Genomic DNA, 22,086 nt, shown 5'->3' on the forward strand with positions numbered 1-22,086 from the left:
CCCAGCTCACACTAGTGTCGAAATAGCTTTATCTAGGCGAGCTAAACCTTCTTCAATATCTTGTTCAGGAATGATCAATGATGGAGTGAAACGCAACACATTTGGCCCAGCCACCAACATCATCAATCCTGCTTTACCAGCAGCAACAAGAATATCACGTGCACGACCTTCCCATGCTTCATTCAATGCGGCACCAAGTAATAAACCTTTACCACGCACTTCCGAGAAGATGTGGTATTTTTGGTGAATTTTTTCTAATCCCGCACGGAAAAGTGTTTCACGTTCTTTTACGCCTGCCAGTGTTTCTGGTTGGCTAATAATATTGACCGCCGCTTCTGCAACAGCGCAACCTAGTGGGTTACCACCGTATGTAGAACCATGAACACCAACTTTGAAATGCTCAGCAATTTTAGTGGTCGTCATAATGGCACCGATAGGAAAACCAGCACCTAATGATTTTGCTGTACTTAAAATATCAGGAGTAATACCCAAACCTTGGTAAGCATAGAAATCGCCTGTACGACCGTTACCTGTTTGCACTTCATCAAAAATAAGTAACGCATTGTGTTTATCACACAACTCGCGCACTGCTTGAGCAAATTCATCAGATGGCGAGACGATACCACCTTCACCTTGAAGTGGCTCCATCATAACGGCACAAGTTTTATCAGAGATGTGCGCTTTCAATGCATCAATATCATTGTATGGAATGTGGGTGATATCAGATGGTTTAGGGCCAAAACCATCTGAATAATGAGATTGCCCACCCACCGTAACAGTAAAGAAAGTACGGCCATGGAATCCTTGCACAAACGCTAAGATTTCTGTTTTTTCTGGTCCGTAAGTATCGACGGCATAACGACGAGCTAATTTTAGTGCCGCTTCATTTGCTTCTGCACCTGAATTAGCGAAAAAAACTTTTTCCGCAAAAGTTAACTCCGTTAACTTCTTCGCCAAACGTAGAGCCGGCTCATTGGTCATGACATTACTTAAATGCCAAATTTTGTTGCCTTGCTCAGTGAGCGCTTTCACCATTGCAGGATGACAATGACCTAAACAACTTACCGCAATACCACCAGCAAAATCGATATATTCATTATCCTGTTGATCCCAAACGCGTGATCCCTGACCTTTTACTGGAATGAAATCCATTGGGCTATAACAAGGCACCATCACCTCATCAAATACACTACGTTCTACACTATTTTTCACTGTCATTGCACATCCCCTCCAGATACGCATGCTGAGCTATGAGCAATTACTTACATTTTAGACTAACTATAAGCTTTATATTGCGGACAAGCTGTCTGAGCATTGCAATTTAAAATAAACCAATTTGATAGTGGCACATTGTGTCATCACATTCATGCCGTAGCACCGAAATAACACCAATGATTATTTATGCACTAATAATAAGATTTTATGAAGCAAATTTCGATCACTTCGTGAAAATTTATTTTTTAACCACAAGTTAAAAGGCATCAGAAGTGCAAATGGAAGAGAGAGCGAATAAAATTTCATTCCCTCTCTTTTTAAGAAAAGAGTAAAAACGCAGTTGATAACAAGATAAACGGCTATTTAACCGCCTGCTTCACCGCTAAAAAGTTCGCGAGCAATTCGTGACCTTGCTCAGTTTTTATCGATTCAGGATGAAACTGCACTGCATGTATTGGTAATGATCGGTGCTGATACCCCATGATTTCATCCACATTACCTTGCCCATTTTCGGTCCAAGCAGTCAACTCAAAGCAATCTGGTAGTGATGAAGTCTCCACCACTAAAGAGTGGTAACGAGTCACGATTAAAGGGTTGTTTAACCCATTAAAAACACTTTTATTATTATGACGAATAGCGGATGTTTTGCCATGCATAACTTGCCTAGCTCGAACGACATTCCCGCCAAAAGCCTGAGCAATCGCTTGATGACCCAAACATACCCCAAGAATTGGCAATTTTTGGGCAAAATGGCGGATAGCCTCAAGCGATATACCTGCCTCATTTGGAGTACATGGCCCTGGAGAAATAACTAAATGATCAGGAGCTATGGCTTCAATCTCAGCGATGGTGACCTCATCATTTCGAACAACTTTCACTTCCGCTTTCAGCTCACAGAAATATTGGTACAAGTTGTAGGTAAAAGAGTCATAGTTATCAATAATCAGTAGCACGTCTTAATCCACTAACAGTTTGTAATAAGAGCAAGGTTACCCTTGTATAACATAAAAAGCCCCAGCTAAAACCGAGGCCTCTCTTAAGATTAGTATCTAAAGTCGCTTATGGACGACCAACGAAACCAACCGCTTCGAATACCTGCTTTAATGTTTCCGCAGCACGCGCAGACGCTTTTTCAGCCCCTTCACGCATCACAGAATCCAAGTAAGCGCGGTCGTTACGTACTCGATGATATTCTGCTTGTACAGGCTCTAACATTGCCACTAACGCTTCACCGACATCTTTCTTAAATGGGCCATACATCTCTACACCAGCATATTGCTCTTCAATCTCAGCAAATGTTTTACCTGTTGCAGCCGAGTAAAGACCCATAAGGTTAGCAATGCCAGCTTTATTTTCCGGATCATAGGCGATACGCGGTGGATTATCAGCGTCTGTTTGCGCTTTATTGATTTTCTTGATGATCGATTTAGGCTCTTCAAGCAAGGTAATTACGTTTTTACGGTTATCATCTGATTTCGACATTTTCTTCGTCGCATCTTGCAAACTCATAACACGTGCATTCACTTGTGGAATATACGGTTCAGGAACCGTAAAGATTGGCGCTTCTGGGCTGTAGATGTTGTTAAAGCGTGTCGCAATATCACGTGCCAGTTCTAAGTGTTGCTTTTGATCACTACCTACCGGGACTTGGTGAGCACCATAAAGTAGAATGTCTGCCGCCATCAATACTGGATAGTCAAACAAACCTACATTCACATCATTTGCATAACGAGCCGATTTGTCTTTGAACTGAGTCATACGATTCAGCTCACCCATTTGTGTGTAACAATTTAACACCCAACCTAATTGAGCATGTTCCGGTACATGAGACTGAACAAATAGAGTGCTCTTCTTAGGGTCAACACCAACGGCTAAACAAATTGCCAACGCATCTAAGGTCGCTTCATGCAATGCTTTCGGATCTTGGCGAACGGTAATCGCATGCAAATCAACAACACAGTATTGGCAATCATAGTCGTCTTGCATTTGTTGCCATTGACGTAGAGCACCCAAATAGTTACCGATACTAAGTTCACCTGACGGTTGAACACCACTCAATACGATGGGTTTGCTCATGAGAATGATTTCCTTGTTACAAATAATAAGTAAAACAAATACTAACGTGGCACGCCTACTCTGCTGTGACACAACGATAGAAAAATAATTAGTCCGTATCGTACGTTTTACAATACGGTTTTGCCAGTGTACTCATTGACGAGTATTTTGCTAGTAGCAAACGATAATTTTAGAGCTCAATACCTTCAATCGATAGAAGATCTTTAATGTCATCAGCCACGTAGTTTGGTTCAGCATTAGCAATAGGTTCACCATGGTTATATCCATAGGTGAGGCCAAATGATATACAACCCGCATTTTTGGCGGCTAACACATCATTTTTTGAGTCACCAACCATTACCATCTGCTCCGCAGACACTTGGTGTTTGTCCAATAACCAATTCAAAGCCATCGGGTTGGGTTTTTTCTTCTCAAATGCGTCCCCTCCCAACACATCAGTAAAATACTGAATGATGTTGTGCTGCTCTAGAATATGAGGCACAAATTTTGAAGGCTTGTTGGTAATAACAGCCAGCGTATAACCTGCAGCATATAGCGCAGCAATAGTTTCAACAACATTAGGGTATAAACTACTATGTTGATGACCCGTTTCTGCATAGAAATCATCAAACAGAATACGTGCTTTATGCAATAGCTCAGCATCTAAGGTTGGAGATACTGCAATATCCTGACTAAGCGCTCGGCCAATTAAAACATCAGCACCATTACCCACATACTCTCTGACTTGCTCTTCGCTTACACATGGGTAGCCTAGCGCTTGAACCGCTTGGTCAGCCGCAACCGCCAAGTCAGGCACGCTATCGAGTAAAGTGCCATCTAAATCAAAAGCAATCAGTTTTATTTCAGCCAAAATAGTTTCCTAGTCTTATGAGTGTTACCAATCAGTGAACACAAATGGGGGACACATGCTGCGCCCCCTCATACGATTGATATACTTACCATGACCGATGTTATGAACGATCGGGAAGGTTTTCAGATTTACATTTAACCACTTGAGCAAGCTCAGCACGCATCTCATCAATCACCGCTTTATAGTCAGGTTGACCAAAAATGGCTGAACCCGCGACAAATACATCCGCTCCAGCTTCCGCAATTTCGCGAATATTGTCAATTTTCACGCCACCGTCAATTTCCAAACGGATATTATGCCCGCTATGTGCAATGCGCTGGCGTACTGCTCGAAGCTTATCTAGAGTATGAGGAATAAAGGCTTGGCCACCAAAACCAGGGTTTACCGACATCAATAAAATCATATCGATTTTATCCATAATATGGTCAAGGTAATGCAGTGGAGTAGCAGGATTGATCACGACACCCGCTTTACAGCCGTGCTCTTTAATCAATTGCAAAGTACGATCAACATGGTCAGATGCTTCAACATGAAAAGTAATCATTGAAGCGCCAGCTTTGGCAAAATCAGGGATGATTCGGTCAACAGGCTTAACCATTAGATGGACATCGATCGGTGCTGTAATCCCATAATCACGTAACGCCTTACATACAGGAGCACCAAAAGTAAGGTTGGGAACGTAGTGGTTGTCCATCACATCGAAGTGAACAACATCCGCTCCAGCAGCAAGAACGCGTTCAACGTCTTCGCCTAATCGAGCTAAATCCGCGGAGAGTATAGATGGCGCAATGATAAAATCTTTCATTCCTGACCTCTTAAGGTAATCAATGCAAACTGAACAAACGATGTTCAACATTCTACCTAAGGGGGCGAGCAGATCCCAGCATTACACTCAGAGACAAAACGCTTTTTACTCAGAATCGACTTGTTCGACACTTTTTGTATTAAACAGAGCGAGTAACTCATCCACTTTATTGCGGCCAGCACCATTACGACTGATAGTTCGTTTCACCTTAACCACACTCAGTTTCGCCCCATGGTACAAACGGCGAGTTAAAATTGTGTCGTGGTTAGAGATTAGAACAGGAATGCCCCGCTCTCCGGCAGTCTTTTCTGCAATGTCTGCCAGCTTTGCTTGATCGTCTAGCGTGAAACCATTACCCGCATAAGACGTAAAATTCGCTGTATTGGATAAAGGTGCGTAAGGAGGATCACAATACACAACGCTCCCCTGAGACGCTTTCGCAAACGACTCTTCATACCCCGTACAAATAAACTCGGCTTTTTTGGCTTTTTCAGCAAAAAATTCCAACTCTTTTTCTGGGAAGTAGGGTTTTTTATAAGAGCCGAACGGCACATTAAAACCGCCTTTTTTGTTGTAACGGCATAAGCCATTAAAACCAAAACGGTTCATATATAAGAAGGCTAACGAACGATAGAAGGTATCGGAGGTATCATTAAACTGCTTACGTACATCAAGATACGCTTCTTTCCGATTATTCTCTGGAATAAACCAACGGCGAGCCTCTTCAATATAGCGATCAGGCTCCGTTTTAAGGAGGTTGTAAAGATTGATTAAGTCCGGATTGATGTCTGCTAAAATGTAGCGTTCGTAATCCGTATTCAGAAATATAGAACCAGCGCCAACGAACGGTTCTACCAATTCGTTAGCGTCGGGAAGATGACGTTGTATGTCTTCAACCAGGCCAAACTTACCGCCAGCCCATTTTAAAAAGGCACGCTGCTTCTTCATCTACTGCTCTAATTCAATCACCACTAAATAAGGCTGCGGAATGTAACATATTTTTGGCTCGAGCTCAGGATTATTTCACCCGATCTAGCTCTCGATGAACTTGACTCAAAGATTTAGCCCAAGGACCAAGCGCTTGCAGACGTCCAGGGAGTGTATCCACTGCATCACGGGCCAGTTGAATGGTTGGGTAGTTTTCATAAGTGATGATGTACCACTGCTCGCTATTACGAATGGTTGGGTAGACATTCACTTTACCTTCCAGCTGGTACTGACTTAAAAAGCTTTGTACTTCAGGTAATGATTTTACAGCCGCGAGTTGTAAGGTGTAGCTTCTTGGTGACATCTCTTTAAGTGCTTGACGAGCCAAAGCAAAAGATTGGTCAGATGGCACAGATTTAGAAGCGGGAGCCGTTTCTTCTGTTGAACGGGATTGATCCACAACCGCATCAATTGCTTTTGTGTCAGCCGATGACGCATTATCTTCCATCAGCTTATCAACAACATTAGAGTCGATTACAACACGTTGCTGGTTATCTTCGCTCTCTCCCACACCTTCATTATTTACTTTAACATCAGGAGGAAGAGCACTTGAATCATCTACTGCCCCATCCATAGATACTGCAGCGTTAGCCGAAGAGCTATTCTCATTATTTGCCTCATCCTCAGATTGTTGAGTCATCGATTGAGACGGTTTTTGTACAGTATCAGGTAATGTTGGGATCGCCGTTTGTTCAGGATTGTTCGCATTACCTTGTTCTCCAGCACCTTGAACCGCCTTTGAGTTATGCTCACCGGGCTGAGGCTGAGACAGCATCCACCAATAACCTCCACCGATTAAAAGCAGTAGCACTAAAACAATCAAAGTTAAATTAAGAGGGGAAGCGACAATAGAGCGAATTACAATTCTCTTTTCAGCTTTTTGTTCAGCCAAAGCCATAATATCTCCTGGAATACGTTTGACCTTTTTATAAGCATTACGTGCTCTTCGTTCCATCGAATCATCAACGTAACGCATTACCCGATTTTCGAATAATCGATCAGCTTCTTCTTCACTAAGCTGCTCAATTTCAAGGTCGATTGGTTTCTGTTCTTGGCCGTAACTTAAACGTGTTAATAACGGCTCTAAACGGTTAGACTCGACAAAAAGCACAACGTTCACCGTCCAGAGCGGATTTGCCTGACTTTCAAGAATCCACATCCATAATTCAGAGACAAGTGCTTCGGATAAAAGATGGGCATCGTCAATGGTGACAACGATATCGCAACCTGTTTCAGCAAATAACTGAGCAAAACTATCGGAGAGAGAATCTTTAGGATCGAAAAGTGGTTCAGAAACCAATTGGGAAAGAATCGTTGTGCGATGCTGTTCATCGCTTTGATTAGGGTGACACATCAGCAAGGCTTGGTTTTTATCATCAGCCCACTGTTCTAGATAACGTTGAGCTAACCAAGACTTGCCTGATCCTTCGACACCAAACACATTCACTAAATTAGAACCAAAGCGGGTTAATAACTGCAATCGTTCTAACAGCTCTGTTTGAGAATTTAACTCCAGTTCATGTGCCAAACTCATGTGAACACCCTATAGTAATCAGCGCGTTACTGATAATGAAAGGTTTAATCTATACGGCAAAGATCTATTGCTTGTTTGATCACTGCTTCTGGAACGCCTTTCACAACTTCTGCAGTACCGATACTGGTCGGTAATACAAATCGAAGCTCACCAGCAAGTACTTTTTTATCTCGCATCATGTGCTTCATGAAATCTTCAAACGACATACTGTCCGGAGTATGTACCGGTAGTTTTGCTCGTTTAAGGATAGCAATGATACGATCGACTTGTTGCTCAGTAATCAATCCTTGCAAATGCGCGGTTCTAGCAGCCATAACAGTACCTGCAGCCACTGCTTCACCGTGCAGCCAATTGCCATAACCCAATTCAGCTTCAATCGCGTGACCAAATGTATGACCAAGATTCAATAAAGCCCGAATACCTGACTCTTTTTCATCTTGAGCAACGACTTCAGCTTTAATGCTACAACAACGAGCAATCGCGTGAGTTAATGCTTTCACATCATGCGCATATAGAGCATCAAGGTTTTCTTCTAGCCAAACAAAAAAGGCTTCATCATAGATGATGCCGTACTTAATCACTTCTGCCATACCCGCAGGAAATTCACGGTCGGGAAGAGTTTTCAAGCAGTCAGTATCAATCAGCACTGATTTTGGTTGGTAAAACGCCCCAATCATATTCTTACCCATCGGATGATTCACCGCAGTTTTACCACCAACTGAAGAATCTACCTGAGATAATAATGTGGTTGGGATCTGGATAAAATCGACACCACGCTGATAACACGCAGAAGCAAATCCAACCAAATCACCAATAACTCCCCCACCAAGCGCAATCACAACCATATCTCGGCTGTAATTATGCTCAATAAGGTGAGTCATAATGGTATTAAACGTTTCTAGACTTTTGTACTTCTCACCATCAGGGAGTTCTAGCACTGATGATTCACACCCGATAGCATCAAGCATGGCTGTCACTTTAGCTGCATAGAGTGGTGCAACTGTTACGTTACTGATCACTAACACTTTATGCTTTGGTGACAAAGAAAGAAGAGCCGGATCATTAAATAACCCGGCACCAATTGAGATTGGGTAACTACGTTCACCTAAGTTGACCGTAATCCGCTCCATGGTATGCACTCCTCATAAAAAGAACGACTTAGTGTTCTTCTAGCATTTTTACGATCTGGTTGGCTACCACTTTTGCACTTTGATCGTCAGTTCGAACAGTAACATCTGCGATTTCTTCATACAGAGGATTACGTTCCTTAGCCAGTTCTTCTAGGACTTCGCGAGGGTGCTCAGTCTGTAATAATGGGCGTTTTTTGTCGCGATTAGTTCGCGCAAGTTGTTTTTCAATAGTAGTTTCAAGGTAAACAACGATACCACGAGCAGAAAGGCGGTTACGGTTTTCTTTGCTCTTAACTGAACCGCCGCCAGTAGCGAGAACAATACCTTGCTGTTCGGTCAGATCGTTGATAACAGCTTCCTCACGTTTGCGGAAACCTTCTTCACCTTCTACATCAAACACCCAAGCGATATCTGCGCCAGTGCGCTCTTCGATAACGGTATCAGAATCAACAAACTCCATATGAAGTTGTTGAGCGAGGTGTCTACCAATTGTACTTTTGCCAGCACCCATCGGGCCAACAAGGAAAATATTGCGTTTTTCAGCCATGTTTAGCAGTAATTTACAACGTTAATTCAATGACATCGCCACAAGATTCGCTAGATAGAGTTAAACGATAGGAATGCTTGCGGCACCTATTCCTCACAGATAATTCGTGATAAGACCCGAAATTATCTAGATCTGACTGCACTAATGCAACTTTAATTTCACTTATCGGGCGATAAATTATCTAAGTTATTGAATGAACACTTTCGGAGTGACGAATATAAACAACTCATTTTTCCCGCTCTGCTGGTAGCTGCGGCGAAAAAGAGCCCCCAAAATGGGGAGATCTCCCAGCAGTGGAACTTTTTCTACACGCTGCACAGAACTGTGCTGATAAATGCCGCCTAACACGATAGTTTCACCATTATTAACCATGATCTGAGTCCCGATTCTCTGAGTTTGAATCGCAACGGCACCTCCAGTTCCAGTCGTCACCGTTTCTCCTGGGCGATCTTGCGTGACGTTCAAATCAAGAATAAGTCGATTATCTGGTGTAATCTGTGGAGTAACTTTCAAACTTAACACCGCTTTACGAAAAGAAACCGATGTTGCCCCACTCGCTGCGGCTTCTAAATAAGGAATTTCAGTACCTTGCTCGATAAAAGCGGGCTTTTTATTGGTCGTTAATAACCGAGGACTAGAAATAATTTCTGCTTTCGATTCTCTTTGCAATGCCGAAAGCTCTAAATCTAGCAATGTGTTTGCACCTAATTTGGCCACCTGAAATGCAATACTAGACGAGTTAAGCGGTGCTGAAGGTAAATTGAGGCTGAGCTGCTGACTTAAATCTACCCCATCCTCACCTTTAAGGGATTCTAATGATCCGCCAATATCATGTTGCTGACCATGTAGTATTCCCCAACGGACACCTAAATCCTCCAGTTCACCTTCACTTAACGTGACAATTCTTGCTTCAATCAGCACCTGTTTCATCGGCACATCCAAAGTAGCAACGAGCTGTTCTAAGCGCTGAATACGTTTTGGATCATCAAACACTAACAAACCATTAGTGCGATTATCGACATGTAAACTACCGCTCTCTGAGAGCATGGGAGGTGTCCCTTGGCTGGTGAGTAATGCGTAAACTTCTTTCGCCTGCGCGTAATGAACTGAGATCAGACGATATTCAAATCGCTCCCTTTCATCACGGGTCTGTTCTGGAACACTGTTTATCGGCTCAGGATTTGGTGCTGCGCGAAAAACATGAAGCACCTGTCCGTCCATTCGATGAGCAAGATTTTGACTCTTCATTACAGCCTGTAAAGCCTGCTCCCATGTCACATGTTCTAAATTTAGCGACACTTTTCCTGACACCTCATCTCCGACAACAAGATTGAGATGTCTCTGTTCAGCCAACAAAGTTAATATGCGCCGTACGTCAATCTGTTGAAACTTAAGTGATACCGTTTTGTTAGTTTGGCTTGATAACTCAGCAGATTGAGACCAAGCCAAATCATTAATAAACATAGAGATACAAAATAACCAAGTGCTTAAAAAGTATTTTGACCAAGCCGTTATATGACCTTTCTTCATCATTTTGCTCCCTCCTTTGCCATTGGTTTAAACGACAAAACATAGCGCTCACATTCTTGTAATTGATGGGGTTCTTGCTTTTGTACCATGGCAATTAAGCTTGCTTGGCCAATGTGCGTAATCAGAACGCGATTAGTGCCAACATGCTGCCCAACATATAGTCGAGTTAACTCTTGATTAGGTAATTGAACGATGGCAAATGAAGGAGTGCTTAGCACAACCCCAACTAACCGTAATTGTTGAAAATCGAGAGTAGGGAAAAGCGTTGTGTCACTAACTGTTTTAGAAAAAAAAGAATGACAATCAACAGGTTGCTTTGATGATTGTCTAGTAGAGTGAGCAAAAGGGTTACGATAACCCAAAGCATTAAAAGCCAGTCTAGGGGCAATATGTATAGGGAAAGTTGACGCCTTTTCATTTTCGGTGAATTTAGCGCTTCCCTGAACAGCATCATTTGCCATGGCAGATACCATTCCCCATTTAAAAATGATCACGATGAATGATGTCATCAATAACTGAATATTCATCGGTCTGCACTCTGAACTTGTGCGACACCCTTCACTAACAAAATTTCAGCGTCAGCGGTTGGCTGCCAAATTACAGACTCGAATATCACCGAGTTAAGCTCATGCGTTGCTGCTTGAAAAAACAGTCCTATATGATGATATGAACCTCTTACCCCAAATTGTAAACGTGATACTTTGCCTTTATTCATCCATGTCATGGACACCGTTGTTAGCTCAAATCGTTGCGCTAACAGATTCATCCTTGCCAATATAGAAGATCGCTCACTATCACTCGCAAGTCGCGCGTGTTTAGGCTCTATTGGAGAAGTGAGCGACTGCTTGTCCTGTGCCAATAACACTTCCAATTCATATTTTAATTGTTGTGATTTTTGCCATGTCGTTATCTCATCTTGCATTTCGAGTAATGCTTTCTGTGAAAGCTGTAACTGATGTTGTCGTTTATCGAGCTCTTGGAATGGCTCCTGCCACAAGCACCAGTAACTGAGTACGCCTATTGCGAAAAAACACGCCAAAACCGATATCATTTGATATCGCCACGGCCAGCACACAAAGCTTCTCAACGCTAATTCATGCATCTAGAACTCCCCTTTTATCCAGAGAGAAAGTTCCAGTTCTCGTGTTTGTTTCTTGCCTTGTTCAACAAGAGAACCTAGCAAAACACGCTCAATAAGAGGTTCACGCTCCAATTGACGAATAAAATGTCCGATCTCGGCACTTTTCACTGCATTTAGTTTTAAAGTTATTTGATTTAACTGCCAATCAATTCTATTCAAAACCATATCTTGAGGTAATAGTCTTGGCAGAACATTCATCACGTATAACACTTGGTTATTTTGCTGACGTAATTGAGCTAAAACACTCGCTTTGTCTCGTAAGCTCAGGTATTCACGGTGGATAGATTGCAATATTTGGTGCTGGCTATGTAGTTGATGTTGTCTATATCGAGAAGCATTCATTTGCTGCTCAATCAAATCACTTTCCTGCTGTAACACAAAGTACAAAGTAACTTGAATAACAAGTAGCAATACCGCAACGCCAGTCGAGCACATAAGCAGCCGACGCCGCAGCCTAACACTTCGTTGCTCCCGCCACGGAAGTAAGTTAATTGCATAATGCATGGCGAGTCCTCATCCAGTGCAACCCACTAAGTGCCATACCAAAGGCAGCGGTATAGTTAGAACTCAGAACGAGCTGAGTACTGCGCATATCACAAAGTTGATCTATTGGAATAGCCTTCGTTGGTAAAGCCAACCAACGATTGAGATCATGGAGTAGTTGCGCTGAACAGCCACCCCCACCACCAACCCAGATACCATCAATACGTCTAACATCAGCACCTGAACGATACATAGCAATTTGCTGTTCAACCCATTCCACCCATAATGGTCGTCCAGAGTCAGTCAATTCTTCATATCGGGTATTGGTTTGGTAAAAAGACATCTCATCAGCACCCCCATGACATAAAGTCACTTGGGTTAAACCTATCTCTAAAATGAACCAATGTTGTTGCCCCATTTTCTGAGCTAAAAAGTGCCATACAGCAGATAAACTATTCGCTTGTTGATTTACCATTAATGGGGTAAAACCGGCACTTTCGAATAATGAGGTTCTATTTGCGATTAAGGACTGGCGCGTTGCAACGACTTGATAACGAGGACCTAAATGAGTGCTAGAGTGAACTTCCACGCTCGGAATGTAGTCAAAACTAAGGTCTTCTGATAAAAATGGCAATTGTTCTTGAACATGAGACTTGATGTCTAAATGCGAAAGTTGGTAGCTATCTAACTGTAATTGTTTAGTTATTACTGCTGAGTCAGGAATGCTAGTAGCAACTTTATAACTAAATACCGGTAAGGTCTTTTTTAGTTCTTTGAGTTTCTTTACAATTTTCTGATAATCCAGCATGTGGTTATCAGCGAAAATACCACAGGGTACGAGCAACTCCGCACAGAACACCACTGAATACATATCATGGTGTGTCGGCGTTAAAGTGACAGCTTTTATACTGTAATGGCCAATATCGACACCTGTAACTCGTGATGATATACCCATGCAGCTCAACTCCTGTGATCATCTTAGCCCAATATGCCTTTACAATGTTGTAAGGTAGTGCAACAAGATTTGCACCAAGCTCAGAGGATCACTAGAGTACAAGGGTTTGCCTAACAGCGGCCTCTATTAAACAGGGATTCTCCGGTGAAGTTCATAAAGCGATTAGTAATATTTTCATTAATTTGCACATTTCTTGGAGTCACTACTATTTTTGGATTTTACCTTTATGTGAAACCAGAATTGCCCGATGTAGCGACACTAAAGGACGTCAAATTACAAACCCCAATGCAGGTCTATAGCCAAGACGGCAAATTGATTGCTCAATTTGGTGAAAAGCGCCGCATTCCTTTAAAACTCGATCAGATGCCAAAAGAACTGATCGACGCATTTATTGCCACAGAAGATTCCCGATTTTACGAACACTATGGATTCGACCCTATCGGGATTGCTCGCGCCGCCGTTGCAGTGATGATTTCTGGCAGTGCGACACAAGGGGCAAGTACTATCACACAGCAATTAGCGCGAAATTTCTTCTTAAGTAATGAGAAGAAAATTATGCGTAAGATAAAAGAAATTTTTATCGCTGTTCACATCGAGCAGTTGCTGACTAAAGATGAGATTCTCGAGCTTTACCTCAACAAAATTTACTTGGGTTATCGTTCTTATGGTGTTGGTGCTGCCGCTCAAGTCTATTTTGGTAAAGAAGTAAAAGACCTCACATTAGGTGAAATGGCGACGATTGCTGGCTTACCTAAAGCGCCATCCACCATGAATCCTATTTACTCAATTAAGCGTGCGACAAAACGTCGTAACGTTGTTTTAGCTCGTATGCTCGATGAGAACTACATTACTCGCGAACAATATGAGCAAGCGAAAGCAGAGCCATTGGTAGCAAAATATCATGGCGCAGAAGTCGAACTAAATGCTCCTTATGTCGCAGAGCTAGCCCGTGCATGGATGGTAAAACACTATGGTGATGACGTTTATACCTCAGGTAAAAAAGTCTACACCACGGTGAACTCGAAACTACAAGAAGCAGCTAACCACGCGGCAGTAAATAACCTATTAGCTTACGACGAACGTCACGGCTATCGTGGTGCGATTAAGCAATTGTGGAAAGATGATCAGCCTGCTTGGGATACAGACAAAATAGAAGATTATCTCACTGACCAACCTACTTATGGTGAGCTTTATCCTGCAGTCGTTACTCAAGTTAATGATCAAACAGCGCAAGTTACAGTGAAAAACCACGGCCAACAAGTGATTGCTTGGCAAGATATGAACTGGGCTCGTCGCTTTATCACTGACAACAGACAAGGTCCACTTCCAGAAACGGCGAGTGACATACTCAGCCCAGGCGATCAGATTTGGGTACAACCGCTAACTGATGATAAGAAAGAGTCTGAAGATTTACCTTCAGAAGATCCTGAAGTGCTAAATGAACAGAGATTTACTCATTGGAAACTTAGCCAAGTACCTAACGCGAATACCGCCTTCGTTGCGATGAACCCTGAAAATGGTGCGGTAAAAGCGTTGGTTGGCGGATTTAACTTTGTGCATAACAAATTTAACCGTGCCACTCAATCGGTACGTCAGGTCGGTTCAAGTATCAAGCCATTTATCTATTCCGCAGCCATTGATAGTGGCATGACTCTAGCCACCTTGATTAATGATGCCCCGATTAACCAGTGGGATAAAAGCCAAGGTACAGCATGGCGTCCACAAAACTCACCTCCAACGTATGGTGGCCCAACACGTATTCGTATTGGTTTAGCACAATCGAAAAACGTGATGGCAGTACGAACTCTGCGTGAAGTTGGTTTGGATAAAACTCGTCATTACTTAACACGTTTTGGTTTTGACTTGGACAAATTACCTCGCTCAGAGACCATTGCATTAGGTGCTGGTAGCTTAACTCCCGTGAAATTGGCTCAAGGCTATTCTGTCTTCGCCAACGGTGGTTACTACGTACAACACTTCTATATCAATCGAGTTGAAGGTCCTTTTGGTGACGTGGAATATAAAGCGAATCCAAAGATAATTTGTCGTAAAGATTGTCAGACCAACAAAGATAATGCAGGTTTTGATGAACACGATGCCAATACAGAATATGCTCCACAAGTCATCTCTGCACAAAATGCGTTCTTAGTGCGTGAAATGATGTACAGCAACATTTGGGGTGGCGGTAACTGGTCTCATGGCACGGGTTGGAACGGTACTGGTTGGCGAGCTCAAGTCCTACACCGTCGTGATATCGGTGGTAAAACAGGGACAACCAACGATTCAAAAGATGCTTGGTATGATGGTTTTGCCCCAGACCTTGTTGCAACAGCTTGGGTCGGATTCGATGACCATAGCCGCGATTTAGGTCATACAACACCAAATCCAAATATCAAAGACGATATTCATGGTGCAGAAGCGGGAGCAAAAACCGCCCAACCAGCTTGGATAGAGTTTATGAAACATGCATTAGCCGACGTACCGCACCAGAATAAACAAATCCCTGACGGCATTATTCGAGTGCGTATTGACCGCGCAACAGGTCTGCTAACCAATAAACCTGATTACACATCCATGTTCGAATACTTTATTAAAGGGACCGAACCCAAAGAGTATGTGTCTGATGGTGTTTCAGACAACATCTATACGACGCCATCAGGTGATGACAGTAGCTTGTTCTAGTCGTCATCAAAGTGAAAAGGCTGCCAGTTCAATACGCTGGCAGCCTTTTTTTATGCGCAAAGTAGTGCAAATAGTTTACGCTTGGGATTGCAAATCTAGCGCCTTTTTCTTCATTTGTAGTAATCGTTGCTCGATCACTTCTGCTAGTTTTTCAAAACGTTCACGCAGTGGTGAACCTGGGCGATAAACAACAACCAAACGTCTAGATGGAATTGGATTGACGGCTTTAATGTAACTTACACCATCTTTCTCATGTTCAGTTGGCAAAGCTAATTCAGGCAATAATGTAATTCCCGCCCCCGCAGCTACCATATTGCGTAATGTCTCTAGGCTCGTGGCCTTAAAGCTCTCATCATCTTTTGCACCAGCGGCGAAACAAAAACCTAATGCCTGATCGCGTAAACAGTGACCATCACCTAGAGCAAGGACTGTTCGCCCTTTCAGTTCATGCATATCGATTTCATCACGATCATGCCATTCATGATCACTCGGTACAGCAAGACTTAATGGTTCTTGATAAAACTCGATCTCTTTAAATGGCTCTGTTTCTTCGACCGAAGCTAGAATCAAGCAATCCAATTTTCCTTCTTCAAGCTGCTTTACAAGATCATGCGTTTGCGACTCATGAAGATACAACTCTAATTCAGGAAAGTGATCTTTTAATTCCGGTACAATACGCGGTAATAAATACGGACCAAGCGTTGGAATGAAGCCAATATGCATCGGTCCACTCATAGACCCACCATGCTCATTGGCCATATCTTTGAAGGTTTTTACTTCACTAAGAATACGTTTTGCTTGCTCAACTAACTTAAGGCCTGCATCAGTAAAAAGCACTCGGCGACTGCTACGTTCAAGTAACACTGAGCCTAATTCATCTTCTAACTTACGAATTTGTCCACTTAGGGTTGGCTGACTCACGAAACAAGCCTCAGCAGCTTTACGAAAATGCTTGTGTTCCGCCAACGCGACTAAGTATTCAAAGTCTCGAATGTTCATTTATCGCCCTCTCATAGAAGTAACCTATCGAAACCATAGCATCAAACGATTAGAACTATCAAAGCATTTCTTTTATCTTAATCACATCAAAACGAACACAGATCACTATGCTGTTAAGTAATTCACCATTAATTAAAAAATGTTAAGGATTCCAAGATATGACTATTGCTAAAGAAGGCCAAGCCGTCCCTCAAGTGACTTTCCCAACTCGCCAAGGTGATGCATGGGTTAAGGTGACTACTAATGAATTATTCAAAGGTAAGACTGTGATCGTATTTAGCCTACCAGGCGCGTTCACTCCAACTTGTTCTTCAAGCCACTTACCTCGTTACAATGAATTATTCCCAGTATTCAAAGAACACGGCGTCGATGACATTCTATGTGTATCAGTGAACGACACATTTGTAATGAATGCATGGAAAGCCGACCAAGAAGCAGCGAATATTACTTTTATTCCAGATGGTAACGGCGAGTTCACTGACGGCATGGGTATGTTAGTTGATAAAAACGACCTAGGCTTCGGTAAGCGTTCATGGCGTTACAGCATGCTAGTAAAAGATGGCGTGGTTGAGAAAATGTTCATCGAGCCAAACGAACCAGGCGACCCGTTCAAAGTGTCTGATGCAGATACTATGTTGAAATACATCGCGCCTGATTACAAAACTCAAGAATCCATTACTGTATTCACTAAACCAGGCTGCCCATTCTGTGCAAAAGCGAAACAAGCACTTCAAGATGCGCACCTACAGTATGAAGAAGTGGTTCTAGGCAAAGATGCAACAACGGTTAGCCTACGTGCTGTGACTGGCCGTGCAACAGTTCCTCAGGTATTCATCGGTGGTAAACACATCGGTGGTAGCGAAGAACTAGATACTTACCTAGCTAAATAAGCACCCCAACAGTAGGTGCATCATGCACCTACTGTTTCATTCTTCTCGGGACCCATGATGGGTCCGATATTCAAACACTATGATTATCAGTGATGGTAGCTACATCATCGCTAAGGACCCGTTATGCATAAAATAAATGTTGATGTTGCTGTTATCGGTGGTGGTACCGCTGGTTTAGGTGCTTACCGCGCCGCTAAAGCTCATTCAAATCGCGTCGTTATGATTGAAGGCGGCCCATACGGCACGACCTGTGCGCGCGTTGGTTGTATGCCTTCTAAGCTACTGATTGCCGCAGCTGAAAGTGTACACCAAATTGAAAAAGCACCTGGATTTGGTATTCATCCACAAGGTGACATCCATATTAATGGTCGAGAAGTGATGGACCGCGTTAAGCGTGAACGCGACCGCTTTGTTGGCTTTGTACTAGAAGGGGTCGATGAGATTCCAGCAGAAGATAAAATTGCTGGATACGCTAAGTTCAAAGATCAAAACACGTTACTTGTCGATGACCATACTGAAATTCATGCAGAAAGAATCGTGATCGCGACTGGCTCTCGTCCAGCCTATCCTGCCGTGTGGAATGAGTTGGGTGATCGCTTAGTTGTCAATGATGACGTATTCAGTTGGGATGACTTACCAGAATCGGTTGCGGTATTTGGCCCAGGAGTGATTGGTTTAGAACTAGGCCAAGCTTTACACCGCCTAGGTGTAAAGGTCAAAGTCTTCGGCTTAGGTGGCCAAGTTGGCCCGCTCACCGATCCAGAAGTCATGGACTATGCTACTAAGGCATTCCAAGAAGAATTCTATCTAGACCCTGATGTAAAAGTCGAAAGCATGCAGCGTATAGCTGGCGAAGATAAAGTGGAAATTCAGTTCATTAACCATCAAGGTGAATTAGAAACCTTTATCGTAGATTATGTATTAGCCGCAACAGGGCGCCGACCAAATGTTGATAAGCTTGCTTTGGAAAACACGGAGCTTGAGCTGGATGAGCGTGGCGTACCAACCGCCGACTACTTCACACTACAAACCTCAGTAAAACATATTTTTATTGCAGGGGACGCGAGCAACCAAATTCCATTGCTGCATGAAGCCGCTGATCAAGCTCGTATCGCAGGCGACAATGCAGGTCGTTACCCTGATATTCGGGCCGGATTGCGTCGCTCAGTAATTTCTGCGGTCTTTTCCGATCCTCAAATTGCAATGGTAGGCGAAAACTTCAAACAGCTTTCTGCCCGTCTAGGGAACTGCGGTTGCTTTGCAACGGGTGAGGTATCGTTTGAAAATCAGGGACGTTCTCGCGTCATGCTGCGTAACAAAGGTTTGCTACATGTCTATGCAGAGCAAGGCACCGGCCGCTTCCTAGGAGCTGAAATCATGGGGCCAAATGCCGAGCACTTGGCTCACTTATTAGCTTGGGCGCATCAGAACAAAATGACAATTTCGCAAATGCTCGATATGCCATTTTATCACCCAGTCATCGAAGAAGGGGTTCGCACTGCACTACGTGATGTGAATGCTAAGTTACACCTTGGCCCTGAAATGGTGAAACATTGCCTTGATTGCGGTCCAGGTTGCTAATTCAAGTTATTAAGACTTCCAATAACCAGAAATATTAAATCATAACTCGCCCTACTTTTCCCAGCTCAATAGAGCTGGGCTTTTTTATTCGATATACTATTCACATTCAATATCACAACAACTCAAGTGACATCATGGCGTGTAATTCATGTAAAGAAAATTGGTTCTGGAAAAAAATTGGGCGCTGCCAACGCTGTATGGATCAATTAACCAGTCTTTCTGTGGTGTGCTGGGTGATTTGGTATTTCTTTTTTCGAGATACGCCGAAGAGTATCGGCTCGATTGCACTGCTCTTTGCGGGATTCGCTTTTAATGCCTTACTGTTTTTACACTTATGGATGAAATTTGTGATTCTGCCATGGCGTAAACGTCAGAAGCGAGAGCATCACGATCCACACCAATAACTATCGAAATAACAGACATAAAAAAAGCCTCAGAACTAGCAGTTATTCTGAGGCTCTCTTAGATTCATCTAAGAAAAAGCAGTGGTACTTTAATAGACACTACTTTTTAGACTTGGTTCCTAGAAAAAGCGCTTTTTTTAATATTTTTTGCTAATACTTAAAGATCATTAAGTTAGTAAAAAATGCAACCCTATCCATAGGGAGCTGAACATTATTTGCTCCCTAAATCCTATCGATGATTAAGCGACGCTCGATTTTGCAATCAAGTTTTCAACTAGATTAACTTCTAGAGCCACTTCGTCACAAGCATGTTTGCGAGGGCACTGTTCACAATCTTTCAATACTTTTTCCGGCAACAGTGTTTTTGATGTAGGAATAAAGTCTTGTTTCATAAAGAACTCAGGAGTACGAGTTAAGACAAACACTTTTTTGATTGCCATTTGACGCGCTTTATTCACTAGATAATGAATAATTGCCGTTCCCTGCCCTTGGCTTTGCCAACCAGCTTCAACCCCTAACGAGCGAATTTCAGCCAGACCAGAGTCATAAACATAAAGTGATGCACACCCAGTAATCTCACCATTATGCTCTGCAACAGCAAACGAACCGATATCGCGAACAATTTCATTACGTGAACGAGGTAGGTTTTCCCCCATGTTCGCCCAGTAAGTCACCATACCTTCTAAGGCTTCAACATCCGTCAAACGAGCGGGACGTACTTGTACCGACGCACTATCGCGTTTTGCTAACCGTTTCTGTGCTTCTTCAACTGCGTAAGCCACTTGTTGAGGAGCAACGCCGCCTTTCGCACTGCGTTTTTCCAAACACGATTCGATCGTTAAAATGGCATACACATCATCTTCAATCACCGGAGAGAAAACTTTGAGCTCATCCAAAGATAATTCTTCTAATGCACAGCTCTTTTCAATAGCGCCAACAACCGCAACACCAACAATATGGTGCGCTTCACGGAAAGGAATACCTTTTGATACTAAATAATCGGCTAGTTCAGTAGCGTTCGCATAACCTTGTTTTGCTGCTTCCATCGTTCTGTTGTCATTTACTTTGATACCATCAAAGCAAAGTGACGCCATCGCCATACAATCATTCCAAGTATCTAACGCATCAAACAGGCCTTCTTTATCTTCCTGCATATCTTTGTTGTAGGCTAAAGGCAATGCTTTAACTGTCATCATCATGCCAGCCAAAGAGCCATAAACACGACCAGTTTTCCCCCTAATCAACTCTAATGCATCTGGGTTTTTCTTCTGTGGCATCAAAGAAGAGCCAGAAGTAACGGTATCTGACAGTTCAATAAAGCCAGACTCACCAGAGTTATAGAAGATCATATCTTCAGCAAGACGAGATAAGTGGAGCATAGAGATAGAAGCAACAGACATCAGCTCCATAACATGATCACGGTCAGAAACAGAATCAAGTGAGTTACGAGTTGCACGACGGAAGCCTAAATTGTAAGCCAGTTTTTCACGATCAATTGGATAAGCAGTACCAGCCAAAGCACCAGATCCTAGCGGGCATGTATCCAAACGTTTAATGGCATCTTGTAAACGTGAATAGTCACGTTCAAACATTTCTGAGTAGGCTAAACACCAGTGTGCAAATGTCACTGGTTGAGCACGCTGTAAGTGGGTATAACCCGGCAATACAGTGTCATGATGCTCGCTGGCCACTTGAACCAGTTTGTTTTGTAGGTGATCAAGTGTCATCAATACTTGACGACCTTGTTGGCGACACCATAGTTTTAAATCGGTTGCCACTTGGTCGTTACGTGAACGGCCCGTGTGCAGTTTTTTCCCTAAGTCACCCACTTTGTTAATCAACTGCTGTTCAACCCAAGAGTGAATATCTTCTGCATCAGAAGCAAGAATCTGCTCCGGATCTTCCATCACTTCCATCTTAAGTTCATTTAGAGCAAGTTCTAAACGTTGCTGTTCTTCTTCTGTCAGTACATTCACTGACAACAAGGCTTTCGACCAGGCAATTGAGCCAACGATATCTTGCTCAGCCAAGCGGTAATCAAAGCGCAATGAATCATTAAATTGTTTAAATCTTGTATCTGCTGCTTGGGTAAATCTTCCGCCCCATAATGCCATTGCGTTTCTCCTGCTACTTTAGTGCCTAATCACTAAGGAGGTGACTAGAATTGCTTCATTATTGCCAGTGTTTGTTATACCGAAGTCACCTTAAATAAAGTCACTTGAGTATAAATTACTTGGTTACATATTACTTGGTTACATAAGGGAGCGCCGATAGACG

The 22,086-nt window shown here is 42.9% G+C and carries 20 protein-coding genes; 4 read left to right on the plus strand and 16 right to left on the minus strand.

Going from position 1 to position 22,086, the window contains the following annotated elements; genetic code table 11:
* Positions 1-6: 6 nt before the first annotated feature.
* The 14 genes from I1A42_RS14885 to pilM all read right to left on the minus strand — a co-directional run bounded on the left by I1A42_RS14885 (position 7) and on the right by pilM (position 13,253).
* Positions 7-1,218: an aspartate aminotransferase family protein gene (locus I1A42_RS14885; RefSeq protein ID WP_196123922.1), complete on the minus strand. Its 1,212-nt coding sequence runs from the start codon at positions 1,216-1,218 to the stop codon at positions 7-9.
* A 356-nt stretch (positions 1,219-1,574) separates the two neighbouring features.
* Positions 1,575-2,168 carry an aminodeoxychorismate/anthranilate synthase component II gene (locus tag I1A42_RS14890; RefSeq protein ID WP_196123923.1) on the minus strand — a complete coding sequence of 198 codons (594 nt, stop codon included), beginning with the start codon at positions 2,166-2,168 and terminating at the stop codon, positions 1,575-1,577.
* Positions 2,169-2,274: 106 nt separating this feature from the next.
* Positions 2,275-3,291 carry a tryptophan--tRNA ligase gene (gene trpS, locus I1A42_RS14895; protein WP_161153618.1) on the minus strand — a complete coding sequence of 339 codons (1,017 nt, stop codon included), beginning with the start codon at positions 3,289-3,291 and terminating at the stop codon, positions 2,275-2,277.
* A 169-nt stretch (positions 3,292-3,460) separates the two neighbouring features.
* Positions 3,461-4,141, minus strand: a complete 681-nt coding sequence (locus I1A42_RS14900) for a phosphoglycolate phosphatase (RefSeq protein WP_196123924.1) — start codon at positions 4,139-4,141, stop codon at positions 3,461-3,463.
* 100 nt (positions 4,142-4,241) lie between these two features.
* A complete protein-coding gene (rpe, locus tag I1A42_RS14905) occupies positions 4,242-4,946 on the minus strand; it encodes a ribulose-phosphate 3-epimerase (RefSeq protein ID WP_161153616.1) in 705 nt (234 codons plus the stop codon).
* A 105-nt stretch (positions 4,947-5,051) separates the two neighbouring features.
* Positions 5,052-5,894, minus strand: coding sequence for a Dam family site-specific DNA-(adenine-N6)-methyltransferase (locus I1A42_RS14910; protein WP_196123925.1), 843 nt, complete (start codon positions 5,892-5,894; stop codon positions 5,052-5,054).
* Positions 5,895-5,964: 70 nt separating this feature from the next.
* The gene (locus I1A42_RS14915) at positions 5,965-7,467 is read right to left on the minus strand and encodes an SPOR domain-containing protein (RefSeq protein WP_161153614.1); all 1,503 of its coding nucleotides are present in this window, start codon (positions 7,465-7,467) and stop codon (positions 5,965-5,967) included.
* A gap of 44 nt (positions 7,468-7,511) precedes the next feature.
* Positions 7,512-8,597 (minus strand): 3-dehydroquinate synthase, encoded by a 1,086-nt coding sequence (gene aroB / locus I1A42_RS14920; RefSeq protein ID WP_161153613.1) that lies wholly within the window; start codon positions 8,595-8,597, stop codon positions 7,512-7,514.
* Between the two features lie 28 nt (positions 8,598-8,625).
* Entirely contained in the window at positions 8,626-9,144 is a 519-nt protein-coding gene (gene aroK, locus I1A42_RS14925) for a shikimate kinase AroK (protein ID WP_161153612.1), read from the minus strand.
* Between the two features lie 186 nt (positions 9,145-9,330).
* Positions 9,331-10,677, minus strand: a complete 1,347-nt coding sequence (locus I1A42_RS14930) for a type IV pilus secretin PilQ (RefSeq protein WP_230389533.1) — start codon at positions 10,675-10,677, stop codon at positions 9,331-9,333.
* Positions 10,674-11,201: a hypothetical protein gene (locus tag I1A42_RS14935; protein ID WP_196123926.1), complete on the minus strand. Its 528-nt coding sequence runs from the start codon at positions 11,199-11,201 to the stop codon at positions 10,674-10,676. Before I1A42_RS14935 ends, I1A42_RS14930 begins: the two co-directional genes overlap by 4 nt.
* On the minus strand, positions 11,198-11,776 hold the full coding sequence (locus tag I1A42_RS14940; RefSeq protein WP_196123927.1) for a hypothetical protein: 579 nt from the start codon (positions 11,774-11,776) through the stop codon (positions 11,198-11,200). Before I1A42_RS14940 ends, I1A42_RS14935 begins: the two co-directional genes overlap by 4 nt.
* The gene (locus tag I1A42_RS14945; protein ID WP_196123928.1) at positions 11,777-12,319 is read right to left on the minus strand and encodes a PilN domain-containing protein; all 543 of its coding nucleotides are present in this window, start codon (positions 12,317-12,319) and stop codon (positions 11,777-11,779) included.
* Positions 12,303-13,253, minus strand: a complete 951-nt coding sequence (gene pilM / locus I1A42_RS14950) for a pilus assembly protein PilM (RefSeq protein ID WP_196123929.1) — start codon at positions 13,251-13,253, stop codon at positions 12,303-12,305. The genes I1A42_RS14945 and pilM overlap by 17 nt, the downstream gene beginning before the upstream one ends.
* Positions 13,254-13,397: 144 nt before the next feature.
* Between pilM and I1A42_RS14955 the strand changes: the two genes are divergently transcribed.
* Entirely contained in the window at positions 13,398-15,935 is a 2,538-nt protein-coding gene (locus tag I1A42_RS14955) for a penicillin-binding protein 1A (protein ID WP_196123930.1), read from the plus strand.
* 75 nt (positions 15,936-16,010) lie between these two features.
* Here I1A42_RS14955 and oxyR read toward each other — a convergent pair whose 3' ends face one another.
* A complete protein-coding gene (gene oxyR / locus I1A42_RS14960) occupies positions 16,011-16,934 on the minus strand; it encodes a DNA-binding transcriptional regulator OxyR (RefSeq protein ID WP_196123931.1) in 924 nt (307 codons plus the stop codon).
* A gap of 158 nt (positions 16,935-17,092) precedes the next feature.
* Here oxyR and I1A42_RS14965 point away from each other — a divergent pair, with 158 nt between their 5' ends.
* The 3 genes from I1A42_RS14965 (at position 17,093) to I1A42_RS14975 (ending at position 19,809) form a co-directional block, all read left to right on the plus strand.
* Positions 17,093-17,824, plus strand: a complete 732-nt coding sequence (locus I1A42_RS14965) for a glutathione peroxidase (protein WP_196123932.1) — start codon at positions 17,093-17,095, stop codon at positions 17,822-17,824.
* Positions 17,825-17,947: 123 nt separating this feature from the next.
* Complete coding sequence (locus I1A42_RS14970) at positions 17,948-19,405, plus strand: dihydrolipoyl dehydrogenase (RefSeq protein ID WP_196123933.1); 1,458 nt, start codon at positions 17,948-17,950, stop codon at positions 19,403-19,405.
* A 134-nt stretch (positions 19,406-19,539) separates the two neighbouring features.
* Entirely contained in the window at positions 19,540-19,809 is a 270-nt protein-coding gene (locus tag I1A42_RS14975) for a DUF3624 domain-containing protein (protein WP_161153602.1), read from the plus strand.
* Positions 19,810-20,048: 239 nt separating this feature from the next.
* Here I1A42_RS14975 and argH read toward each other — a convergent pair whose 3' ends face one another.
* A complete protein-coding gene (argH, locus tag I1A42_RS14980) occupies positions 20,049-21,923 on the minus strand; it encodes an argininosuccinate lyase (RefSeq protein ID WP_196123934.1) in 1,875 nt (624 codons plus the stop codon).
* Positions 21,924-22,086: the final 163 nt, after the last annotated feature.

It is taken from the genome of Vibrio nitrifigilis (genome assembly GCF_015686695.1).
GTDB classification, from domain to species: domain Bacteria; phylum Pseudomonadota; class Gammaproteobacteria; order Enterobacterales; family Vibrionaceae; genus Vibrio; species Vibrio nitrifigilis.